The 16,588-nt window shown below is 63.8% G+C and carries 20 protein-coding genes; 9 read left to right on the forward strand and 11 right to left on the reverse strand.

What is annotated here, in order from left to right; all coding sequences use genetic code 11:
* Positions 1–54 precede the first annotated feature (54 nt).
* From AC3D25_RS29585 to AC3D25_RS29595, 3 genes are all read left to right on the forward strand, one after another.
* Entirely contained in the window at positions 55–669 is a 615-nt protein-coding gene (locus tag AC3D25_RS29585; protein WP_488892029.1) for a LysE family translocator, read from the forward strand.
* A gap of 273 nt (positions 670–942) precedes the next feature.
* Entirely contained in the window at positions 943–1,107 is a 165-nt protein-coding gene (locus AC3D25_RS29590) for a hypothetical protein (RefSeq protein WP_488892030.1), read from the forward strand.
* A 218-nt stretch (positions 1,108–1,325) separates the two neighbouring features.
* Entirely contained in the window at positions 1,326–1,487 is a 162-nt protein-coding gene (locus AC3D25_RS29595; RefSeq protein ID WP_035967564.1) for a DUF1328 domain-containing protein, read from the forward strand.
* Between the two features lie 96 nt (positions 1,488–1,583).
* On the opposite strand, the gene AC3D25_RS29600 is transcribed toward AC3D25_RS29595, so the two are convergent.
* Positions 1,584–2,993 carry an aminotransferase-like domain-containing protein gene (locus AC3D25_RS29600; RefSeq protein WP_488892031.1) on the reverse strand — a complete coding sequence of 470 codons (1,410 nt, stop codon included), beginning with the start codon at positions 2,991–2,993 and terminating at the stop codon, positions 1,584–1,586.
* 125 nt (positions 2,994–3,118) lie between these two features.
* On the opposite strand from AC3D25_RS29600, the gene aptA reads away from it, so the two are divergent.
* Positions 3,119–4,447, forward strand: coding sequence for an omega-aminotransferase AptA (aptA, locus tag AC3D25_RS29605; protein ID WP_488892032.1), 1,329 nt, complete (start codon positions 3,119–3,121; stop codon positions 4,445–4,447).
* A gap of 55 nt (positions 4,448–4,502) precedes the next feature.
* On the opposite strand, the gene AC3D25_RS29610 is transcribed toward aptA, so the two are convergent.
* A complete protein-coding gene (locus tag AC3D25_RS29610) occupies positions 4,503–4,985 on the reverse strand; it encodes a DUF6496 domain-containing protein (protein WP_488892033.1) in 483 nt (160 codons plus the stop codon).
* A gap of 68 nt (positions 4,986–5,053) precedes the next feature.
* A complete protein-coding gene (locus AC3D25_RS29615) occupies positions 5,054–5,485 on the reverse strand; it encodes a low affinity iron permease family protein (protein WP_488892034.1) in 432 nt (143 codons plus the stop codon).
* Between the two features lie 46 nt (positions 5,486–5,531).
* Here AC3D25_RS29615 and AC3D25_RS29620 point away from each other — a divergent pair, with 46 nt between their 5' ends.
* On the forward strand, positions 5,532–6,113 hold the full coding sequence (locus tag AC3D25_RS29620) for a DNA-3-methyladenine glycosylase (protein WP_488892035.1): 582 nt from the start codon (positions 5,532–5,534) through the stop codon (positions 6,111–6,113).
* 16 nt (positions 6,114–6,129) lie between these two features.
* On the opposite strand, the gene AC3D25_RS29625 is transcribed toward AC3D25_RS29620, so the two are convergent.
* From AC3D25_RS29625 to AC3D25_RS29645, 5 genes are all read right to left on the reverse strand, one after another.
* Positions 6,130–7,335 (reverse strand): ABC transporter substrate-binding protein, encoded by a 1,206-nt coding sequence (locus AC3D25_RS29625; RefSeq protein ID WP_488892036.1) that lies wholly within the window; start codon positions 7,333–7,335, stop codon positions 6,130–6,132.
* Positions 7,336–7,370: 35 nt separating this feature from the next.
* Complete coding sequence (locus AC3D25_RS29630) at positions 7,371–8,084, reverse strand: ABC transporter ATP-binding protein (protein ID WP_488892037.1); 714 nt, start codon at positions 8,082–8,084, stop codon at positions 7,371–7,373.
* The gene (locus AC3D25_RS29635; protein ID WP_488892038.1) at positions 8,081–8,854 is read right to left on the reverse strand and encodes an ABC transporter ATP-binding protein; all 774 of its coding nucleotides are present in this window, start codon (positions 8,852–8,854) and stop codon (positions 8,081–8,083) included. Before AC3D25_RS29635 ends, AC3D25_RS29630 begins: the two co-directional genes overlap by 4 nt.
* Complete coding sequence (locus tag AC3D25_RS29640; RefSeq protein ID WP_488892039.1) at positions 8,851–10,743, reverse strand: ABC transporter permease; 1,893 nt, start codon at positions 10,741–10,743, stop codon at positions 8,851–8,853. The genes AC3D25_RS29635 and AC3D25_RS29640 overlap by 4 nt, the downstream gene beginning before the upstream one ends.
* 102 nt (positions 10,744–10,845) lie before the next feature.
* The gene (locus tag AC3D25_RS29645; protein ID WP_488892040.1) at positions 10,846–11,478 is read right to left on the reverse strand and encodes a TetR/AcrR family transcriptional regulator; all 633 of its coding nucleotides are present in this window, start codon (positions 11,476–11,478) and stop codon (positions 10,846–10,848) included.
* Between the two features lie 136 nt (positions 11,479–11,614).
* Between AC3D25_RS29645 and AC3D25_RS29650 the strand changes: the two genes are divergently transcribed.
* The gene (locus tag AC3D25_RS29650) at positions 11,615–12,034 is read left to right on the forward strand and encodes a YybH family protein (protein ID WP_488892041.1); all 420 of its coding nucleotides are present in this window, start codon (positions 11,615–11,617) and stop codon (positions 12,032–12,034) included.
* Positions 12,035–12,059: 25 nt separating this feature from the next.
* Positions 12,060–12,476: a VOC family protein gene (locus AC3D25_RS29655; RefSeq protein WP_488892042.1), complete on the forward strand. Its 417-nt coding sequence runs from the start codon at positions 12,060–12,062 to the stop codon at positions 12,474–12,476.
* A 13-nt stretch (positions 12,477–12,489) separates the two neighbouring features.
* Here the strand turns inward: AC3D25_RS29655 and AC3D25_RS29660 are convergent, their stop codons facing one another.
* Entirely contained in the window at positions 12,490–13,398 is a 909-nt protein-coding gene (locus AC3D25_RS29660) for a LysR family transcriptional regulator (protein ID WP_488892043.1), read from the reverse strand.
* A gap of 139 nt (positions 13,399–13,537) precedes the next feature.
* Here AC3D25_RS29660 and AC3D25_RS29665 point away from each other — a divergent pair, with 139 nt between their 5' ends.
* Together AC3D25_RS29665 and AC3D25_RS29670 are read left to right on the forward strand one after the other, a co-directional pair.
* A complete protein-coding gene (locus tag AC3D25_RS29665) occupies positions 13,538–14,302 on the forward strand; it encodes an SDR family oxidoreductase (RefSeq protein WP_488892044.1) in 765 nt (254 codons plus the stop codon).
* A 23-nt stretch (positions 14,303–14,325) separates the two neighbouring features.
* The gene (locus AC3D25_RS29670; protein ID WP_488892045.1) at positions 14,326–15,075 is read left to right on the forward strand and encodes an SDR family oxidoreductase; all 750 of its coding nucleotides are present in this window, start codon (positions 14,326–14,328) and stop codon (positions 15,073–15,075) included.
* A 21-nt stretch (positions 15,076–15,096) separates the two neighbouring features.
* Here the strand turns inward: AC3D25_RS29670 and AC3D25_RS29675 are convergent, their stop codons facing one another.
* A complete protein-coding gene (locus tag AC3D25_RS29675; protein ID WP_488892046.1) occupies positions 15,097–16,140 on the reverse strand; it encodes an HAD family hydrolase in 1,044 nt (347 codons plus the stop codon).
* 41 nt (positions 16,141–16,181) lie between these two features.
* Positions 16,182–16,586 carry a hypothetical protein gene (locus AC3D25_RS29680; protein ID WP_488892047.1) on the reverse strand — a complete coding sequence of 135 codons (405 nt, stop codon included), beginning with the start codon at positions 16,584–16,586 and terminating at the stop codon, positions 16,182–16,184.
* Between the last annotated feature and the right edge of the window lie 2 nt (positions 16,587–16,588).

Raw genomic sequence — 16,588 nt, forward strand, 5'->3', positions numbered from 1 at the left:
CTAACCGTAGCGGCGCGCTATTTCCGCCTCCCGCCGGTCAACAGGATTGTCGCCATGCCACCCGAACTTCTGAGCGCGCTGCCCGCCGCCATCCTCTTCGCACTCGTGACCAGCATCACGCCGGGTCCGAACAACACCATGCTGCTGGCCTCGGGCGTGAATTTCGGCTTGCGCCGCACGGTGCCGCATATCATCGGCATCAGCACGGGCGTCGCCGCGATGATGTTCCTGGTCGGGCTCGGACTCGCGCAGGCTTTCGCGCGCTTTGCGTGGCTTTACACCGCGCTGGAGACGGCGAGCGTCGTCTATTTGCTGTATCTGGCGTGGAAAATCGGCACGTCGTCCACCGTGCAGGTTCGCGAAGGCGAGCGCCGCCCGATGCGCTTCTACGAAGCCGCCGCGTTCCAGTGGATCAATCCCAAAGCGTGGATGATGGTGCTCACCGCCGCGACCACGCTGCATCTGCATGCGAGCCTTTCTCTGAATGCGGCGATCCTCGCGGGCATTTTTATCGTCGTCGGCTTGCCGTGCGTCACGATCTGGGCCGCGTTCGGCGTTTCGTTGCGGCGCTTTCTCGGCGATCCGCGCGCGCTGCGCATTTTCAACATCACGATGGCGACGCTACTCGTCCTCTCGTTGTATCCGATCGTGGAACGCGCGCTCTCGTAAATCCGGAAACTGAAATCGGCGAGGCGCTGGCATTCGTAGACTCTTTCCGCCTGCGGTCAGCGGGTGCATACTCGGCCTACACGCCGACGCGCAAAAAATGCAGTGCCGCTTGCAAGTTTGAGCGCAAATTCGGTACTGCATTGTTGCAACGGGTCTCCCTCTCCACCTCACTTTACCGCCCCACGCGGCTCAGCACGGCGTGTACGTAGCTTGCTTGCCTCTTGAATTCGCGCCGCACCCGGCGCGGCTTTGAAATTTCCCAAGGAGTACGCCATGTCTGGAGCTAACCGCCCGTCCGGTCCCGCAACGAGGAAGTCCCTGGATCTCGCCGATCAAATTGAACGTGACGAGCTGGAGAACAACCTGCCGGATGCGCTGAACCACGCCGAAGACGACGATCTCGACGACGAACCCGACGCCGGCGACGCACCGCGTTAGCGCCTTCTTTCACATCCCGCGCGCCGCATGGCGCATGAGCAAAAGCCGCATCGTCCACGTGACTTGCGGCTTTTTTGTTGTGCTTCGCGACAGTCGGGCACGAGCGTTGCTTCAACCGCTGGGCCGACTGATACAGCGGCTCTGGCGCTCAACCCGCTATGACGCAACGGCGCAGCCAACCCGCGAATAAACCGACAATCGACCCTGTGGAGGGCTTCATGCTTCGTTACGCAGTCATTTTCTTCATCATCGCACTCATCGCCGCGTTTTTCGGCTTTGGCGGCATTGCAACGGGTGCGGCGGAAATCGCCAAGATCCTGTTCTTCATCTTCATCGTGATCTTTCTGGCGACGTTGCTGCTGGGCGTGTTCAGGCGATGACGCTTCAGGTGGCGCGCGGCTTCGGCTGACGCCAGGATGAAAAAAAGCGCGAGGCATCGGCCTCGCGCTTTTTTTATGCGCGGCCCTAACGTGGCGCTATTGCGTCGCTTTCCGCACGAACGACCACAACGCGTCGTCGCCGGAGTATGGAACGTTGAAGCGGAACCACGCGCTTTCGGCATCGCCCGGTCGAAAATACGAACCCGGCGCGAGCCAGATACCGTCCGCGAGCGCGCGCGTAGTGAGTTCCGCCGCGGTCGACGCGTCGACCGCGAGCCGCGCAAAGACGAACAACCCCGCGCGCGGCCGATGAAACAGTTCGATCCCGAGCGCGTCCATGCGTGCTTCGACCAGCGCGTGCGCGTCTTTCAGCTTCTCCACGACGTATTCGACATGACGCGCATAGCGTCCTTCGGTGAGCACTTTCTCGACGATGCGCTCGGTCGTCGCCGACGACGTCAAACCCACCGCCATTTTCGTGCGCGCCAGTTCGCGCAGCACGTCGCGCTCGGCCACCACATAACCGCAGCGCAGCGCGGGCGTGATCGTCTTCGCGAAACCGCCGACATACACCACGCGGCTCAACCCTTCCATCGCGGCCAGCAGCGGCGCACCGGCGGGGGCGAGTTCGCGGGTCACGTCGTCCTCGATCACCCACATGCCGTGACGCTCGGCGATCTGTAAAAGCCGGAACGCCGACGCCATGCCGAAGGTCGCGCCGGTCGGATTCTGCAGCGTCGTGTTGAGAAAAATCGCTTTCGGCCGATGCTCCGCCGCGAGCCGCTCGAACGCTTCGTTATCGATACCGGCGACGGTGCGCGGCACGCCGAGCACGTTCAGCCCAGCGAGTTTCAAAATTTGGAGGAGATTGCAGTACCCCGGATCTTCGACCACCACCGCGTCGCCCGGACGCAGCAGCGTTCTCACGATCAAATCGAGCGCCTGCGTCGCGCCCGCAGTGAGGAGCACGTTGGCGGCGGGATCGACGGGCAGGCCGTGACGGTCGAGCGTCTCCGCGATCCGCTCGCGAAGCGGCGCGAAACCATACGGATGCCCGTAGTCGGCCATGCGCGCGGCGGGCACGCGGCTCACCGCGCGCAATGCGTGATGCAGGCCGCTCTCGTTGATCCACTCGTTCGGCAGCCAGCCGCAGCCGGCTTTGATCGGCACGGAATGATCGGCGAAAACGTCGGAAAGAAGCCAGTTGGCGGTGAGGCTCGGCGGCTGCCACGCCACCGTTCGCGCGCGCGAACCGTGCTGGCGTGGCGCAACACGGTAGCCCGAGCCGCGCCGCGCGATCACCAGCCCGAGCGAAACGAGCCGGCTGTACGCTTCGGTGACGGTGAACGTGCTCAGACGCTCGGTTTCGGCGAGCCGCCGCACGGACGGCAAAAGCGCGCCCGCGCGCAGCGTCTCGCCTTCAATCGCGGTGGAGAAGGCGCGCACGATTTGTTCGACGAGCGTCGGCGCGAGCGCGCGGTCGCGTTCCAGTTCGAGTTCGATCACACAACACCCCCACCAATACAGATACCGCCATTCTGCCAGCACAGTTGACCGCACAGAAGCAGAACTGTCTATGCCGCGGGATTTTATCGAGGGCTAGAGTAGGCGTTCTATCAGAGGAGACCACCATGACTTCGCGCCCCGTCATCGACGACCTTTCGTCGTTCTGGATGCCGTTCACCGCCAACCGCCAGTTCAAGGCCGCGCCGCGCCTGCTCGAAAGCGCGAAAGGCATGTACTACCGCTCGACCGACGGCCGCGACGTGCTCGACGGCTGCGCCGGCCTCTGGTGCGTGAACGCGGGTCACGGCCGCGCCGAAATCGTCGAAGCGGTGCAGAAGCAACTCGCCACACTCGACTTCGCGCCGACATTCCAGATGGGCCACCCGCTCGCGTTCGAAGCGGCGTCGAAAGTTGCCGCGATCATGCCGGAAGGCTTGGACCGCATTTTCTTCACGAACTCAGGGTCGGAGTCCGTCGATACCGCGCTGAAAATTGCGCTCGCCTATCACCGCGCGCGCGGCGAAGGCCAGCGCACGCGTTTGATCGGCCGCGAGCGGGGCTATCACGGCGTGGGCTTCGGCGGCATTTCGGTCGGCGGAATCGGGCCGAATCGCAAGACGTTTTCCGGCGCGCTGCTGCCTTCCGTCGATCATCTGCCGCACACGCACAATCTCGACCACAACGCGTTTTCCAAGGGCCAGCCCGCGTGGGGCGAACATCTTGCCGACGAACTCGAACGGATCGTCGCGCTGCACGATGCATCGACCATCGCGGCGGTGATCGTGGAGCCGGTGGCGGGATCGACGGGCGTGCTAATTCCGCCGACGGGTTACCTCAAGAAGCTGCGCGAGATCTGCACGAAGCACGGCATTCTGCTGATTTTCGATGAAGTCATTACCGGTTTCGGGCGTCTCGGCAAGGCGACGGCGGCGGAGTATTTCGGCGTGACGCCGGATCTGCTGACGATGGCGAAGGCCATCAACAACGCCGCGATTCCGATGGGCGCGGTCGCCGCGCATCGCAAGATTCACGACGCGATCATGCAGGCCGGCGCGGAAAACGCGATCGAGCTGTTCCACGGCTACACGTATTCCGCGCATCCGGCCGCGACCGCCGCGTGCATCGCTACGCTCGACCTCTACGCGCGCGATCGGTTGTTCGACCGCGCGGCGTCGAAGGCACCGAAGTTCGAAGCGGCCGTTCATGCGTTGCGCGGCGCGCCCTTCGTCAAGGACGTGCGCAATCTGGGACTGGTCGCGGGCGTCGAACTGGAATCGCGCGAAGGCGCGCCGGGCGCGCGCGCTTACGAAGCATTCGTGAAATGCTTCGAAGCGGGCGTGCTGGTGCGCTACACGGGCGACATTCTGGCGTTCTCGCCGCCGCTTATCGTCGAAGACGAGCAGATCGACACGATCTTCAGCACCGTTCGTCGCGTGCTGGAAACGATCAGGTAATCAGAGTCACGCTCACCAAAAGCGGGCCGCGGCCCGCTTTCTTTCGCCCACTCACTCAACGCGATGCATGATGCGCCGCAGCCTTCCGGCGCGTCGCCCAGCCCTTCTTCGCGGCGGCCGAACGGTCCGCAGCCGAGCGACGGCTCGCGCTCGCGTGCGTCTGACGCGAAAGCGCCTTCGGCGACGCCGCCTTCGTGCTTTCACGCTTCAACACGCGCGTGCTGGTCGCCGAACGCTTCGCCTTCGATTCCGTGCTCGCCGTCTTCTTCGTCTTGTGCTGGCCAGCGGCACTATCCTTCGCGGCCTTCTTGCGCGTATCGGCGGAGGCCTCGCTCTTCTTCGGCGCCTTCACCTTCACGCCGGACCGGCGCGCTTCGGAAAGGCCGATCGCAATAGCTTGCTTGGCGGACTTCGCGCCGTGCTTGCCTTCACGAATATGATCGATCTGCTCCTTCACGAACGATCCAGCCTGCGTGCTCGCTGATTTTCCTGCGCGCTTGGCAGACTTCGCGCGCTCGACGGTTTGCTTTTCGGGCATGTCACTCTCCTTGAAAAGTGAAGTGGACTTGCGCCGATAAATGCAGCAACCGTCATGCCCACGCTTTCTCAGCCGCCCTTCCGCTCATTGCGCTCGACAGTCGGAAACTCGATTTCCTGCGTGCTCTCGTGCAGGTTGTCGCGCGCCTCTCTCGCCAGCTTTTCGTAGGCGGCGCGAAACTTGGCGAGATCCTTCTCGCCGAGTTCCTCCAGATCGAGCAGCGCGTTGTGCGCGTGATCCACGGCGCGGATCAGTTCGTCGAGCTTGATCTGCATCGCGGCGGTATCGCGGTTCTGCGTGTTCTGAATCAGGAAGACCATCAGGAACGTGACGATCGTCGTGGACGTGTTGATGACGAGTTGCCAGGTGTCGCTGTAGTGAAAGAGCGGCCCCGTCGCCGCCCACACGACCACGAGCAGCACGGCCACCATGAAGGTCGAGGCGCGTCCGGCGAACTGCGCGAGCGCACTGGAGAACTTGAGAAACCACGAACTCGTCATATCGATGCTCCTTTATAGTGGGGGACGCTCCCCTAGCTTATCGAATATGACGCACGCGAAGCATACGGTTTGTCCCCTCGACTTCTCAGGGCCTTCGGAGACGGTCGCGCGGCAGTTGATCGGCGCGATGTTGACCGTGGATGGCGTGGGCGGCCGGATTGTCGAGACCGAAGCCTACGACCGCGAGGACCCGGCCTCGCACACTTTTTCAGGACCGACGCCGCGCAACGCCGTGATGTTCGGTCCGCCCGCGCACGCGTATGTCTACCGTTCGTACGGCATTCACTGGTGTCTGAATTTCGTGTGCCGCGAATCCGGGCACGGCGCGGGTGTGCTGATCCGGGCGATCGAACCGGTGATCGGACTCGCCGCGATGCGCGAACGGCGCGGCCTCGAACCGGTCAAGCTGCTGTGCTCGGGACCGGGACGTCTCGCGCAGGCGCTCAGCGTAACGCACAAGCACAACGGCATGTCGCTGTTTGCGCCGCCGTTTTTAGTTACGCCGCCCGACGAGCCGGTCGAGATCGTGACCGGCCCGCGGATCGGCATTTCAAAGGCGATGGACGTGCCCTGGCGTTTTGGCCTCGCCGGCTCGAAGTTCGTGAGCAAGCCGTTTCCGAGCACTTGAAACGTTCGGCACGGGTTCAGTCGGCCGGGCGCAGCTTCTTGACCTCGGCATCGGACGGCTGCACGCTCGCGCCGTCGATGTAGCGATACGACGTCATGACGCCGTGTCCATCCTTCAGCGCGGTCACGCCGACAAACGCGCCCATCGTGGACTGATTGTCCTGCGCGCGGAACGTGATCGGGCCGAACGGCGTGTCCACCGGCAAGCCCTTGAACGCGGCGGCGAGCTTGTCGGCATCGGTGGAACCGGCCTTTTTCAAGCCGGCCGCGAGCGACTTCATGGCCGTATAACCGACCACCGATCCCAGCCGCGGATAGTCGTGATATTTCGCCTGATACGCCGCGACGAATTTCCTGTTGTCGGCGGTGTCGATCGAATACCACGGATAACCCGTCACGATCCAGCCTGCCGGCGCTTCGGCGCCGAGCGGATCGAGGTAATCCGGCTCGCCGGTCAAGAGCGACACGACCGCGCGGTCCTTGAAGAGACCGCGCGTGTTGCCTTCGCGCACGAACTTGCCGAGATCCGCGCTGAACAGCACGTTGAAAATCGCGTCCGGTTTGGCATCGGCGAGCGCTTGCGTGACCGCGCCCGCATCGACATTGCCGAGCGGCGTGGCCTGCTCCGTCACGAACTCGACGTCCGGCTGCGCGGCCTTCAACAAGCGCTTGAACGTCGCGACCGCCGATTGCCCGTACTCATAGTTCGGATAGACGAGCGCCCAGCGCTTTTTCTTGAGCTTGGCGGCTTCCGGCACGAGCATCGCGACCTGCATATAAGTGGAAGGCCGCAGACGGTACGTATATTTGTTGCCGTCCTGCCAGACGATCTTGTCGGTGAGCGGCTCGGCGGCCAGGAAGAACATGCGACGCTGCTTCGCGAAATCCGTCAGCGCGAGACCCGTATTCGACAGATAACCGCCGAACAGCAGCTTCACTTGCTCGCGCGTCACCAGTTCTTGCGCCACGCGGATCGTGTCGCCGGGATTGCCGTTATCGTCGCGCGAGACCACTTCGAGCGTGTTGCCGTTCACGCCGCCCGCGCCGTTGATTTCGTCGAGCGCGAGATTCCAGCCATTCCGATACGGCCCGAGAAACGCGGGCTGCGCCTTGTAGCTGTTGATCTCGCCGATCTTGATGGTCTCGGCGGCGGCGCTGAATGCGGCAAGCGTCGCGGCGGACGCGACCGTCAGGCACAGGAGCGTTCGCGCTCGAAATTTCATGGGGTTTCTCCGGTCGATCATGGTTTTTTAAATGGTCAGAGACTCAAGTAATCGCGCCGCGCCGTTTCATCGCGCGCGAGTTCGTCGATACGGCCGCTATAGCGGATTTGCCCTTTCTCCAGCACATAAACGCGGTCACTGACGAGTTCCGCGAAATGCAAATTCTGCTCGGATAACAGAATGGACAGACCCTCGCGCTTCAGTTGCAGAATCATGTCCGCCATCTGCTCGACGATCACCGGCGCCACGCCTTCCGACGGTTCATCGAGCAGCACGAGATACGGATTACCCATGAGCGTGCGCGAGACGGTGAGCATCTGCTGTTCGCCGCCGCTCATCCGGCTGCCCGCGCGACGCGGCATTTCGCCGAGATTCGGGAAGAGACGAAAGAGTTTTTCCGGCGTCCAGTGAGGCGCGCCTTCTCGACGCGGCTGACGGCCTGCATCGAGATTCTCCATCACCGAAAGATCGCCGAAAATCCGCCGGTCTTCCGGCGCGTAGCCAAGCCCTGCCCGCGCGATCCGGTACGGCGGCAACCCGTCGATCTCGTTGCCGCGAAACGTAACGCTGCCGCGTGTGCCGGAAAGAAGGCCCATGACGGCTTTCATCGTCGTGGATTTTCCCGCGCCATTGCGTCCCATCAACGCGACGACTTCGCCGCGCGCAACCTCGAAGTTCATGTCGAAGAGCACTTGCGCGCGGCCGTAGAACGCGTTCAGATTCGAGACTTTCAGCATCGGCTCGTTCATCGCGGGACGCCTGCGTGTGCGCCGAATGACCTGCCCGTGCCGAAATACACTTCGCGCACACGGGCATCTTCGCGGATGGTCTGCGCGTCGCCGCGCGCGATCAGCTTGCCGCGCGCGAGCACGATAAGTTCGTCGGCGTAGGCGAACACGACGTCCATGCTGTGCTCGGTGAACAGCACGCCGATTTCGCGCTCGCCTGCGAGGCGCTTCGTCAGCGTCATCAGCGCGTGGCGTTCGGCGGGCGCCATGCCGGCGGTGGGTTCGTCCATCAGCAGCAAACGCGGCCTGTTTGCGAGCGCGACAGCCAGTTCGACGCGCTTCACGTCGCCATACGCAAGCACGCCGCACGCGCGGCGCGCGTGCGCGGCCATGCCGACCTGATCGAGCAACGCCCGCGCTTCGTCCGCGTAGCACGACGCGGCGCGCGCGCTCACGTTGAACAAGCGCCGCTCGCGCGAGAGCAGCGCCATCTGCACATTTTCCGCCACGGTCATCGAATTGAAGGTGGCGGCGATCTGGAACGTGCGGCCGACGCCGAGCCGCCAGATATCGCGCGGACGCTTGCCCGCGATCTCGCGTCCGTCGAGCATGATCGATCCCGCCGACGGTTTGAGCTGCCCGTTGAGCATGTTGAAGCACGTCGATTTGCCCGCGCCGTTCGGCCCGATCATCGCGAGAAGGCGGCCGGGTTCGAGATCGAACGAGACTTGATCGACGGCGGCGAGGCCATCGAACGACTTCGACAAACCGGCGACACGCAAGAGCGTCATGCGTCCTCCGCCGCGGCTCGTCCGCTCAACCGTTCGCCGATAAACCCCGCAATGCCCTGCGGAAACGCGATCACGAGCACAAGGATCGTGACGCCGAGGAGCGCCTCCCAGTAATCCGTCTGCCGCGCGACCGTGTCCGCAAGCCACGTAAAAACCGCCGCGCCGACGACCGGACCGGCGAGCGTCTGCAAGCCGCCCAGCAGCACCATCACGAGGCCGTCGACCGAGCGGCCCACGCTGATGACCTCCGGCGAGATCGTGCCCTTGGAGAACGCATAGAGCGACCCGGCCAGCCCGCAGAATAGCGACGCGAGCACGAACGAAGCCCACTGCACGCGCTGCACGTCGATCCCGATCGCCTCGGCGCGCAACGCTGAATCGCGCGAGGCGCGCATCGCGTAACCGAGCGGCGAAAAGAGCGCGTGCCGCAGCAGCCAGACGCCGCAGACGGCGAACGCGAGCGTCACGTAGTAATACGCGATCGGCGAGCCGAGCCACGCCGACGGCCACAAGCCGAGAATGCCGTTGCTACCGCCCGTCACCGCGTCCCACTGAAACACCACCGACCACACGATTTGCGCGAACGCGAGCGTCAGCATCGCGAGATAGACGCCGGAAAGCCGCACGCAAAACCAGCCGAACACGAGCGCGCCGAGCACCGCGAGCGACGGGCCGAGCACGAGCGCGGCTTCCATCGGCCAAGAGAACAGCTTGAGGAAAAGTGCCGCGCCGTACGCGCCCAGTCCGAAATACGCAGCGTGGCCGAACGAGTGCATGCCGCCCGGTCCCATGATGAAATGCAAGCTCGCGGCGAACAGTACGGCGATCAGAATTTCGACGAGCAGCACCGGCAAGTAGGGAAACGCGTTCGCCGCGAGCGGCGCGGCCACGAGTGCGAGCAGCACGAGCCCCGCCGCGAGTTTCAGGCGTTTGCCTGCTGGCGCGAGTGGCGTATCGGCGGCGGAAAACACGCGCACGATGCCTGGCACGCGTCCTAACAAGCCCCATGGCCGCAACACGAGCACGATCGCCATCACGACGAACTCCGCAACCAGCGTGAACTTGCTCAGCGAAAAATCGACGCCGCCCACGCTGACATGACCGATCCCGATGCATAGCGCCTTGATCTCCGCGATCAGCAACGCCGCGACGAACGCGCCCGGAATCGACCCCATGCCGCCGACCACCACGACGACGAACGCGTTGCCGATGGTGTCGAGATCGAGCGAAAGACTCGCGGGCATCCGCGCGGCCTGCATCGCGCCGCCCAGCCCGGCGAGCAGCGCGCCGACAAAAAACACGCCCGTGAACAGCCACGCCTGATTGACGCCGAGCGCGCCGAGCATCTCGCGATCGGCGGTGGCCGCGCGCACGAGCGTGCCCCAGCGCGTTTTCGTCAGCGCGTACCAGAGCGCCGCGAGCACGAGTGGCGCGAGCGCGATCAACACGAAATCGTAGGTGGGAACGGGATGGCCGAGCAATTCGATCGCCCCGCCGAGATGCGGCGCGCGCGGCCCGAACAGGTCTTCCGGTCCCCAGATCGCGAGCGCGGCATCGCGAAAAATCAGGACGAGCGCGAACGTCGCGAGCAGATGGAACAACTCGGGCGCCTTGTAAATGCGCCGCAGGACGACGAACTCCACGAGCGCGCCCAGCACGCCGACGACGACCGCCGCCGCGAGCACGCACAACGCAAAACCGCCGAGCGTCGCGCCGAATCGCGCAGTGAGCGTGCAGGCGACGTAGACGCCCAGCATGTAGAACGAGCCGTGCGCGAAATTCACGATACGCGTCACGCCAAAGATCAACGACAAGCCGCTCGCCACGAGAAAAAGCGACGAGGCCTCGGCTAAGCCGTTGACGAGTTGGACCAGCAGGTTGATGAGCATCGGGAAGCTGTGCGGGCGCGGAGCGGTGATTATCGGGGATTTCTTTTATTGGCGTGCTTATTGGCGTAATTATTGGCGTGCTTTTTGCACGCGCTTGTTCGCTCAGATGCCGTTTTCGACCATCGCGAGGAGCCGTTCGCTCAGGCGCTCGGCGTCGTCGTCGCCGAGATGCTGCAACGGGCCTTCGATCATCAGCATCGCCAAGCCGTGTACCGCCGACCATGCCAGATACTCCGCGCCGCGCCGCCGCGCAGCGGGCAGAACGTCCGCGGCGACCATCTGGTCGAGCGCCGCGCTCAGCAACTGGAAAGGGTTCAGGCCGCTATGTCCGGCGCGTTCCGGGTCCTCCGTCGCCCAGGCCGATTCGGGCGCGGCGAACGCGGTGAGGAAGAGTCCGGTTTCCGCCCGCGCGAATCGCAGATAACCCGCGCCGACCGCGCGCAAATTCGCGCGCGCCGTGTCGGCGCGGCGGCGCTTTTTCGGCACGGCGGCAAGTTCGCGCTCCATCGCAATCGCGACCGCCGATAACGCCGCCGAGCGCACCGCCGAAAGCAGCGCCTGACGATTCTCGAAGTGCCGGTAAGCGGCATTCGGCACCACGCCCGCGCGGCGCGTCGCCTCGCGCAGCACGACCGCGTCTGGGCCGCCCGCGCGCGCAAGTTCGATGCCCGCATCGATCAGCGTTCGATGCAGATCGCCATGACGGTACGTGCTGCGCGGCTTTGGTGCTTTCATTATTCTTTTCGAGTTATCCCATGTGGACACTGTCCATTATCTCTGTTATTTTTTGTGGACGGTGTACACATTTTAAAAAGAACCTTAAATCAAGGGTTATTCTTTAAGCACTCGCCTAAAGAGGAAGGAGACGACCATGACCGAAGCCAATCAATCAGCCGACGAAGCCCGCATTCGCGAACTCATTCGCGAGTGGCACGCCGCCGTGCTCGCGAAGGATGCCGAGGCGCTGATCCAGCACTACGCGCCGGACGTGGTCGTGTTCGACGTCGTGCCGCCCGCATCCTCTACCGGCGCGGCGCGTTATCGGCAAAGCTGGCAGAGCTGGTTCGACTCCATGAAGTCGCCTATCGTGTTCGAGATGAACGACGTCGCGGTCATGGTGAGCGGCGATCTCGCCGTGGCGCACAGCGTGAACCGCGTCGGCACGAGCGAACAGGTCAACGTCGTGCGCGCCACCGTTTGTTTCCGGCGAATCGAAGGCGACTGGCAAGTCGTACACGAACATGCGTCGGTGCCGCTCGCCATCGACATGGATCCCGACAACCATTCCTGATTCATCCAACCATCAAGGAACAGTCATGAAAATTCAACCGTATTTAACGTTCGACGGCCGCTGCGAAGAAGCGCTCGGGTTTTATCGCGAGGCACTCGGTGCTGAAGTGGACGTGCTGATGCGTTACAGCGAAGCGCCGCCCGGACCGGACGGTTGCGGACCGCGGCCCGGCATCGAGCAGAAGATCATGCACTCGCAGTTTCATATCGGCGGTAATACGCTGCTCGCGTCCGACGGTCATTGCAACGGCAACCCCGTGTTTCAGGGCATTTCGCTCACGTTGAACGTGGATACGACATCCGAAGCCGAGAAATTGTTTGCTGCGTTGTCGGCGGAAGGCGCGGTTCAGATGCCGCTCGACAAGACGTTCTTCTCGCCCGCGTTCGGCATGTTGACGGACAAGTTCGGTGTGGCGTGGATCATCGTGACCGAGCCGGCGTAAGAAAAACGTGGCATCACGGGCGGTCCCACGGTGGCACGCCGCTGAACGCGTCCACCAGAAAGTCGATCATCACGCGCACGCGCGAACTCAGGTGCCGGCGGCTCGGATATAACGCGAGAATGTCGATGTCGTTCATGTGAAAGTCGGGCAGGATCGGCACGAGACGGCCGGTGCGCAAGTCGTCGCCAATCAGGAACGACGGCTGCCAGATCACGCCGCGCCCGGCCAGCGCGGCGGCACGCGCAGTGTCGCCGTTGTTCGAATGCATCGCGCAATTCACGCGCACGGAGTGCGGGCGGCCGTCGGCATCGAACAAATGCCATTCGTCGCCCGACGCCGAATACGTATAACCAATGCACGCGTGTTCGCTCAATTCGGCGGGCGTTTGCGGCGCGCCGTGCGCGGCGAGATAGTCCGGCGACGCGCACACGATATTGCGCGAACTCGCGAGCTTGCGCGCCGCGTGTCCGGTCGAGCCGGTGCGCGAAATGCGAATCGCGAGATCGTAGCCTTCATCGACGATATCCACCACGCGGTCGATCAGCGCCACATCCAGTTGCACATCCGGATGCTGCCGCATGAACTCGGGCCACAGCGGCGCGAGATGCAGCACGCCAAAACTCAGCGGCGCGTTGATGCGCAAGCGGCCGCGCGGCTCGACCGTCGATGACGAAACCAGACTCTCGGTTTCCGCGAGATCGTCCAGCAAGGTCTTGCAGCGCTCGTACAGCGCCTCGCCGCCGTTCGTGAGCGACAACCGGCGCGACGTGCGGTTCAGAAGCCGCGTGCCGAGATGCGCCTCCAGTTCGCTGATATAGCGCGTGACGTTCGCGGGCGACGTATCGAGCGCGTCCGCAGCGCGCGTGAAGCTTCCGCGCTTCACCACGGCGACAAAAACCTCATAGGCCCGCAGTCGATCCATCGCCCGTCTCCATCGTTCATAAAAGCTGAACGATCAGACCATGTTTGCTGCCTTCGCGCAAGCCGGCGCCAAGCCTATATTCGCTTCAACGGCACGGACATCGGGTTCGGTAGCCGAAACCTTGAAAGCGGAGTCAAACATGAACCGGTTAAACGGAAAGGTCGCCATCGTCACGGGCGCGAGCGCGGGAATTGGCCGCGCGACGGCAAAATTGTTCGCAGCGGAAGGCGCGAAACTCGTGCTGGCCGCGCGCCGTGCGAGCGAACTCGAAACGCTGGTCGCGGAAATTCGCGAAGCGGATGGCGAAGCGGTGTTTCTAGCAGGCGACGTACAGTCGGAGGATTACGCGAAGGCGCTCGTCGCGCTGGCCGTGTCGCAATACGGCGGCCTCGATATCGCCTACAACAACGCGGGCACGCTCGGCGAAATGGGCCCGAGCACGGAGGTCTCGGAAGCCGGCTTCACCGCCGCGCTCGCGACCAACCTCACCAGCGCGTTCCTCGGCGCGAAGCACCAGATTCCCGCGATGCTCACGCGTGGCGGCGGATCGATCATCTTCACATCGACGTTCGTCGGCTATTCGTTCGCGTTCCCCGGCACGGCGGCTTATGCGGCGAGCAAGGCGGGCTTGATCGGCCTCACGCAAGCGCTTGCCGCCGAGTATGGCGCACAGGGCGTGCGCGTCAACGCCGTGCTGCCGGGCGCTGTCGATACACCCATGTACCGCGACATGAACAACACCGCTGAATCGCAATCGTTCATCACGAATCTGCACGCGCTGAAACGCGTCGCGACGCCGGAAGAACTCGCGCGCTCGGTGCTGTATCTTGCCTCGGACGATTCGTCGTTCGTCACGGGCACCGCTTCGCTCGTCGATGGTGGCGCGTCCATCACCCGCACTTAAACCACTTTCAAAGGAGATTGGTCATGTCACGACTCAACGGAAAACGCACGCTGATTACCGGCGGCACGAGCGGTATCGGCCTTGAAACGGCTCGTCAATTCGTCGCGGAAGGCGCGCGCGTGATCGTCACCGGCAGCACGGCGGAAAGTGTGCAGAAAGCGCAGGCGGAACTCGGTCCCGACGTGCTCGTCCTGCGCGCCGACGCGGGCGATATAGCGTCGCAGCACGAACTCGCGGCGACGGTCCGCGAAACGTTCGGTCAACTCGACGCCGTGTTCATCAACGCGGGTCTGGCCGACTTCCGGCCCATCGAGCAATTCGACGAAGCCGCGTTCGACCGCTCCATCGCGATCAATCTCAAAGGCCCGTATTTTCTGTTGCAGGCGCTGTTGCCGATCCTCGCCAACCCCGCGTCGATCGTCCTCAACACGTCGATCAACGCGCGGATCGGCATGCCGAATTCGAGCGTCTACGCCGCCACTAAAGCGGGCCTGATTTCGCTTGCGCGCACCTGGTCGGGCGAATTGATCGGGCGTGGCGTGCGCGTGAATGCTGTCAGCCCCGGCCCCGTTTCGACGCCGCTTTACGGCAAGCTCGGGTTGTCGGAGGAAGACTTGCGCAACACGGCCGAAGCGATTCGCAGCCAGATCCCGGCTGGACGTTTCGGCGAGCCGGTCGAGATTGCGAAGGCGGTGGTGTTCCTCGCGTCGGACGAATCGACGTTCACGGTGGGCAGCGAACTCGTGATCGACGGCGGGATGAGCAATTTATAAGCGGCAAATAGGCGGCGGCGTTCACCGGAGATCTTCGGAGAACACCGTCGCCCAGTCGTCCTTCATGTCGACGACCGTCCAGCCTTTCGCGGCGGCGGCGTCGAGCGCGTGGTCCAGACGGCCAATCAGCGCGGCGCGGTCATACGCGTACTCGCGCGCGGCGTCGGTGTGATGAATCAGCGCGGCGAAGCGCGGCCCCGCGCCGCCCGTCGTCCATTCGAGCATTTGCAGGTCGCCGTCCGAATTGCCGAAAGCCATCAGCGGACGGCGTCCAATCACCTGTTCGATAGCGATCGGCTTGCCCGGCCCTTCGTCGATATCGTGCATCTGCGCGAGCCGCGTGAGCGTCGGCGTGCCGTCGATCACGTCGTAGCGATACTGCGGGCTGCTGCCGATCACCTGCTCGGGCGGAATGCCGTAGACGCGCTCCGAATACTCGCGGATAAATTCCGTGCCGCCGCCCGAGACGATGTACGGCGTGAAGCCGTTGGCGCGCAGATACTGCAGCAATTCGAGCATCGGCTGATAGACGAGTTCCGTGTACGGGCGGCGAAAACGCGGGTCCTGCGCGTGCTCCAGCCAATCGTGGATCTGCGTGCGGAACTGCTGCGTGGTCACGCCCGCGGTCAGCGCGGCGAGCAAATTGGCGGCGCCCGTCTCCCCGGTCGCGACGTAGCCCTTCAGATCGCCCGCGAGCGCCGCGCGAAACGGTTCCTGCGTCTTCCATCCGGGATGCGCGGGCGCCATGGCCTGAAGTTGTTCGAACGAATAGACGAGCTGCACGTAGGCGGGCTGCTCGATCCACAGCGTGCCGTCGTTATCGAAAACGGCGATCCGCTCGGCAGCCGATACGAACTCCGGCGAACCCGGTTTCGTCACGCGCTCGACGAACGCGACGATCGCCCGCTTTGCCGCCGAATCGCGCCACGACACGAGCACCGCCGATGAATCCGCCGACGGACGTTCGGCCCCGGCCGGCGCGATGCGCGACGGCGCGTGCGCGCACGCGCTCAGGCCGAATACCGCCGTGAGCACGAACATCGCGATAACGCCGCTCGGACGCATGACTTTTCCTCATACAGATGGGGCCGCGCAACTCCCGTGACTCACGCGCACGCGCGGTCCCGATACTGCTCCTGTTGCGCGGCATGCGACACATGCGCGTACACGCGTTCGCGCTCGGCCGCGGCGAGTGTGCGCTTGCGCTTGATGCTTGCGCCATTGAAACGCGGATCGCCCATGACGGCTACATATTCGCTCAGCCGGTGGCGCTGGAAACGCTGGAAGAAATCCGGGCCCGGCAAGCCATTGTCGCAGGCAAGCAGCACGCCGTAATCGACATGAGTGAGATCGCCGAGCGTTCGCACAGCCTGTTCGAGCACACGATAACGCTCGGCAAGCGGTGTCGAACGCTCGAACATCGCGTGAAAACGCTGGTACGGAAACAATGCGCGGTGCGTGGCGGCACGTTCGAGCGCACGCACGAGCCGTTCGGTGGGGTTCGAAATCATCA

The sequence above is a fragment of the Caballeronia sp. SL1002 genome, assembly GCF_057814995.1.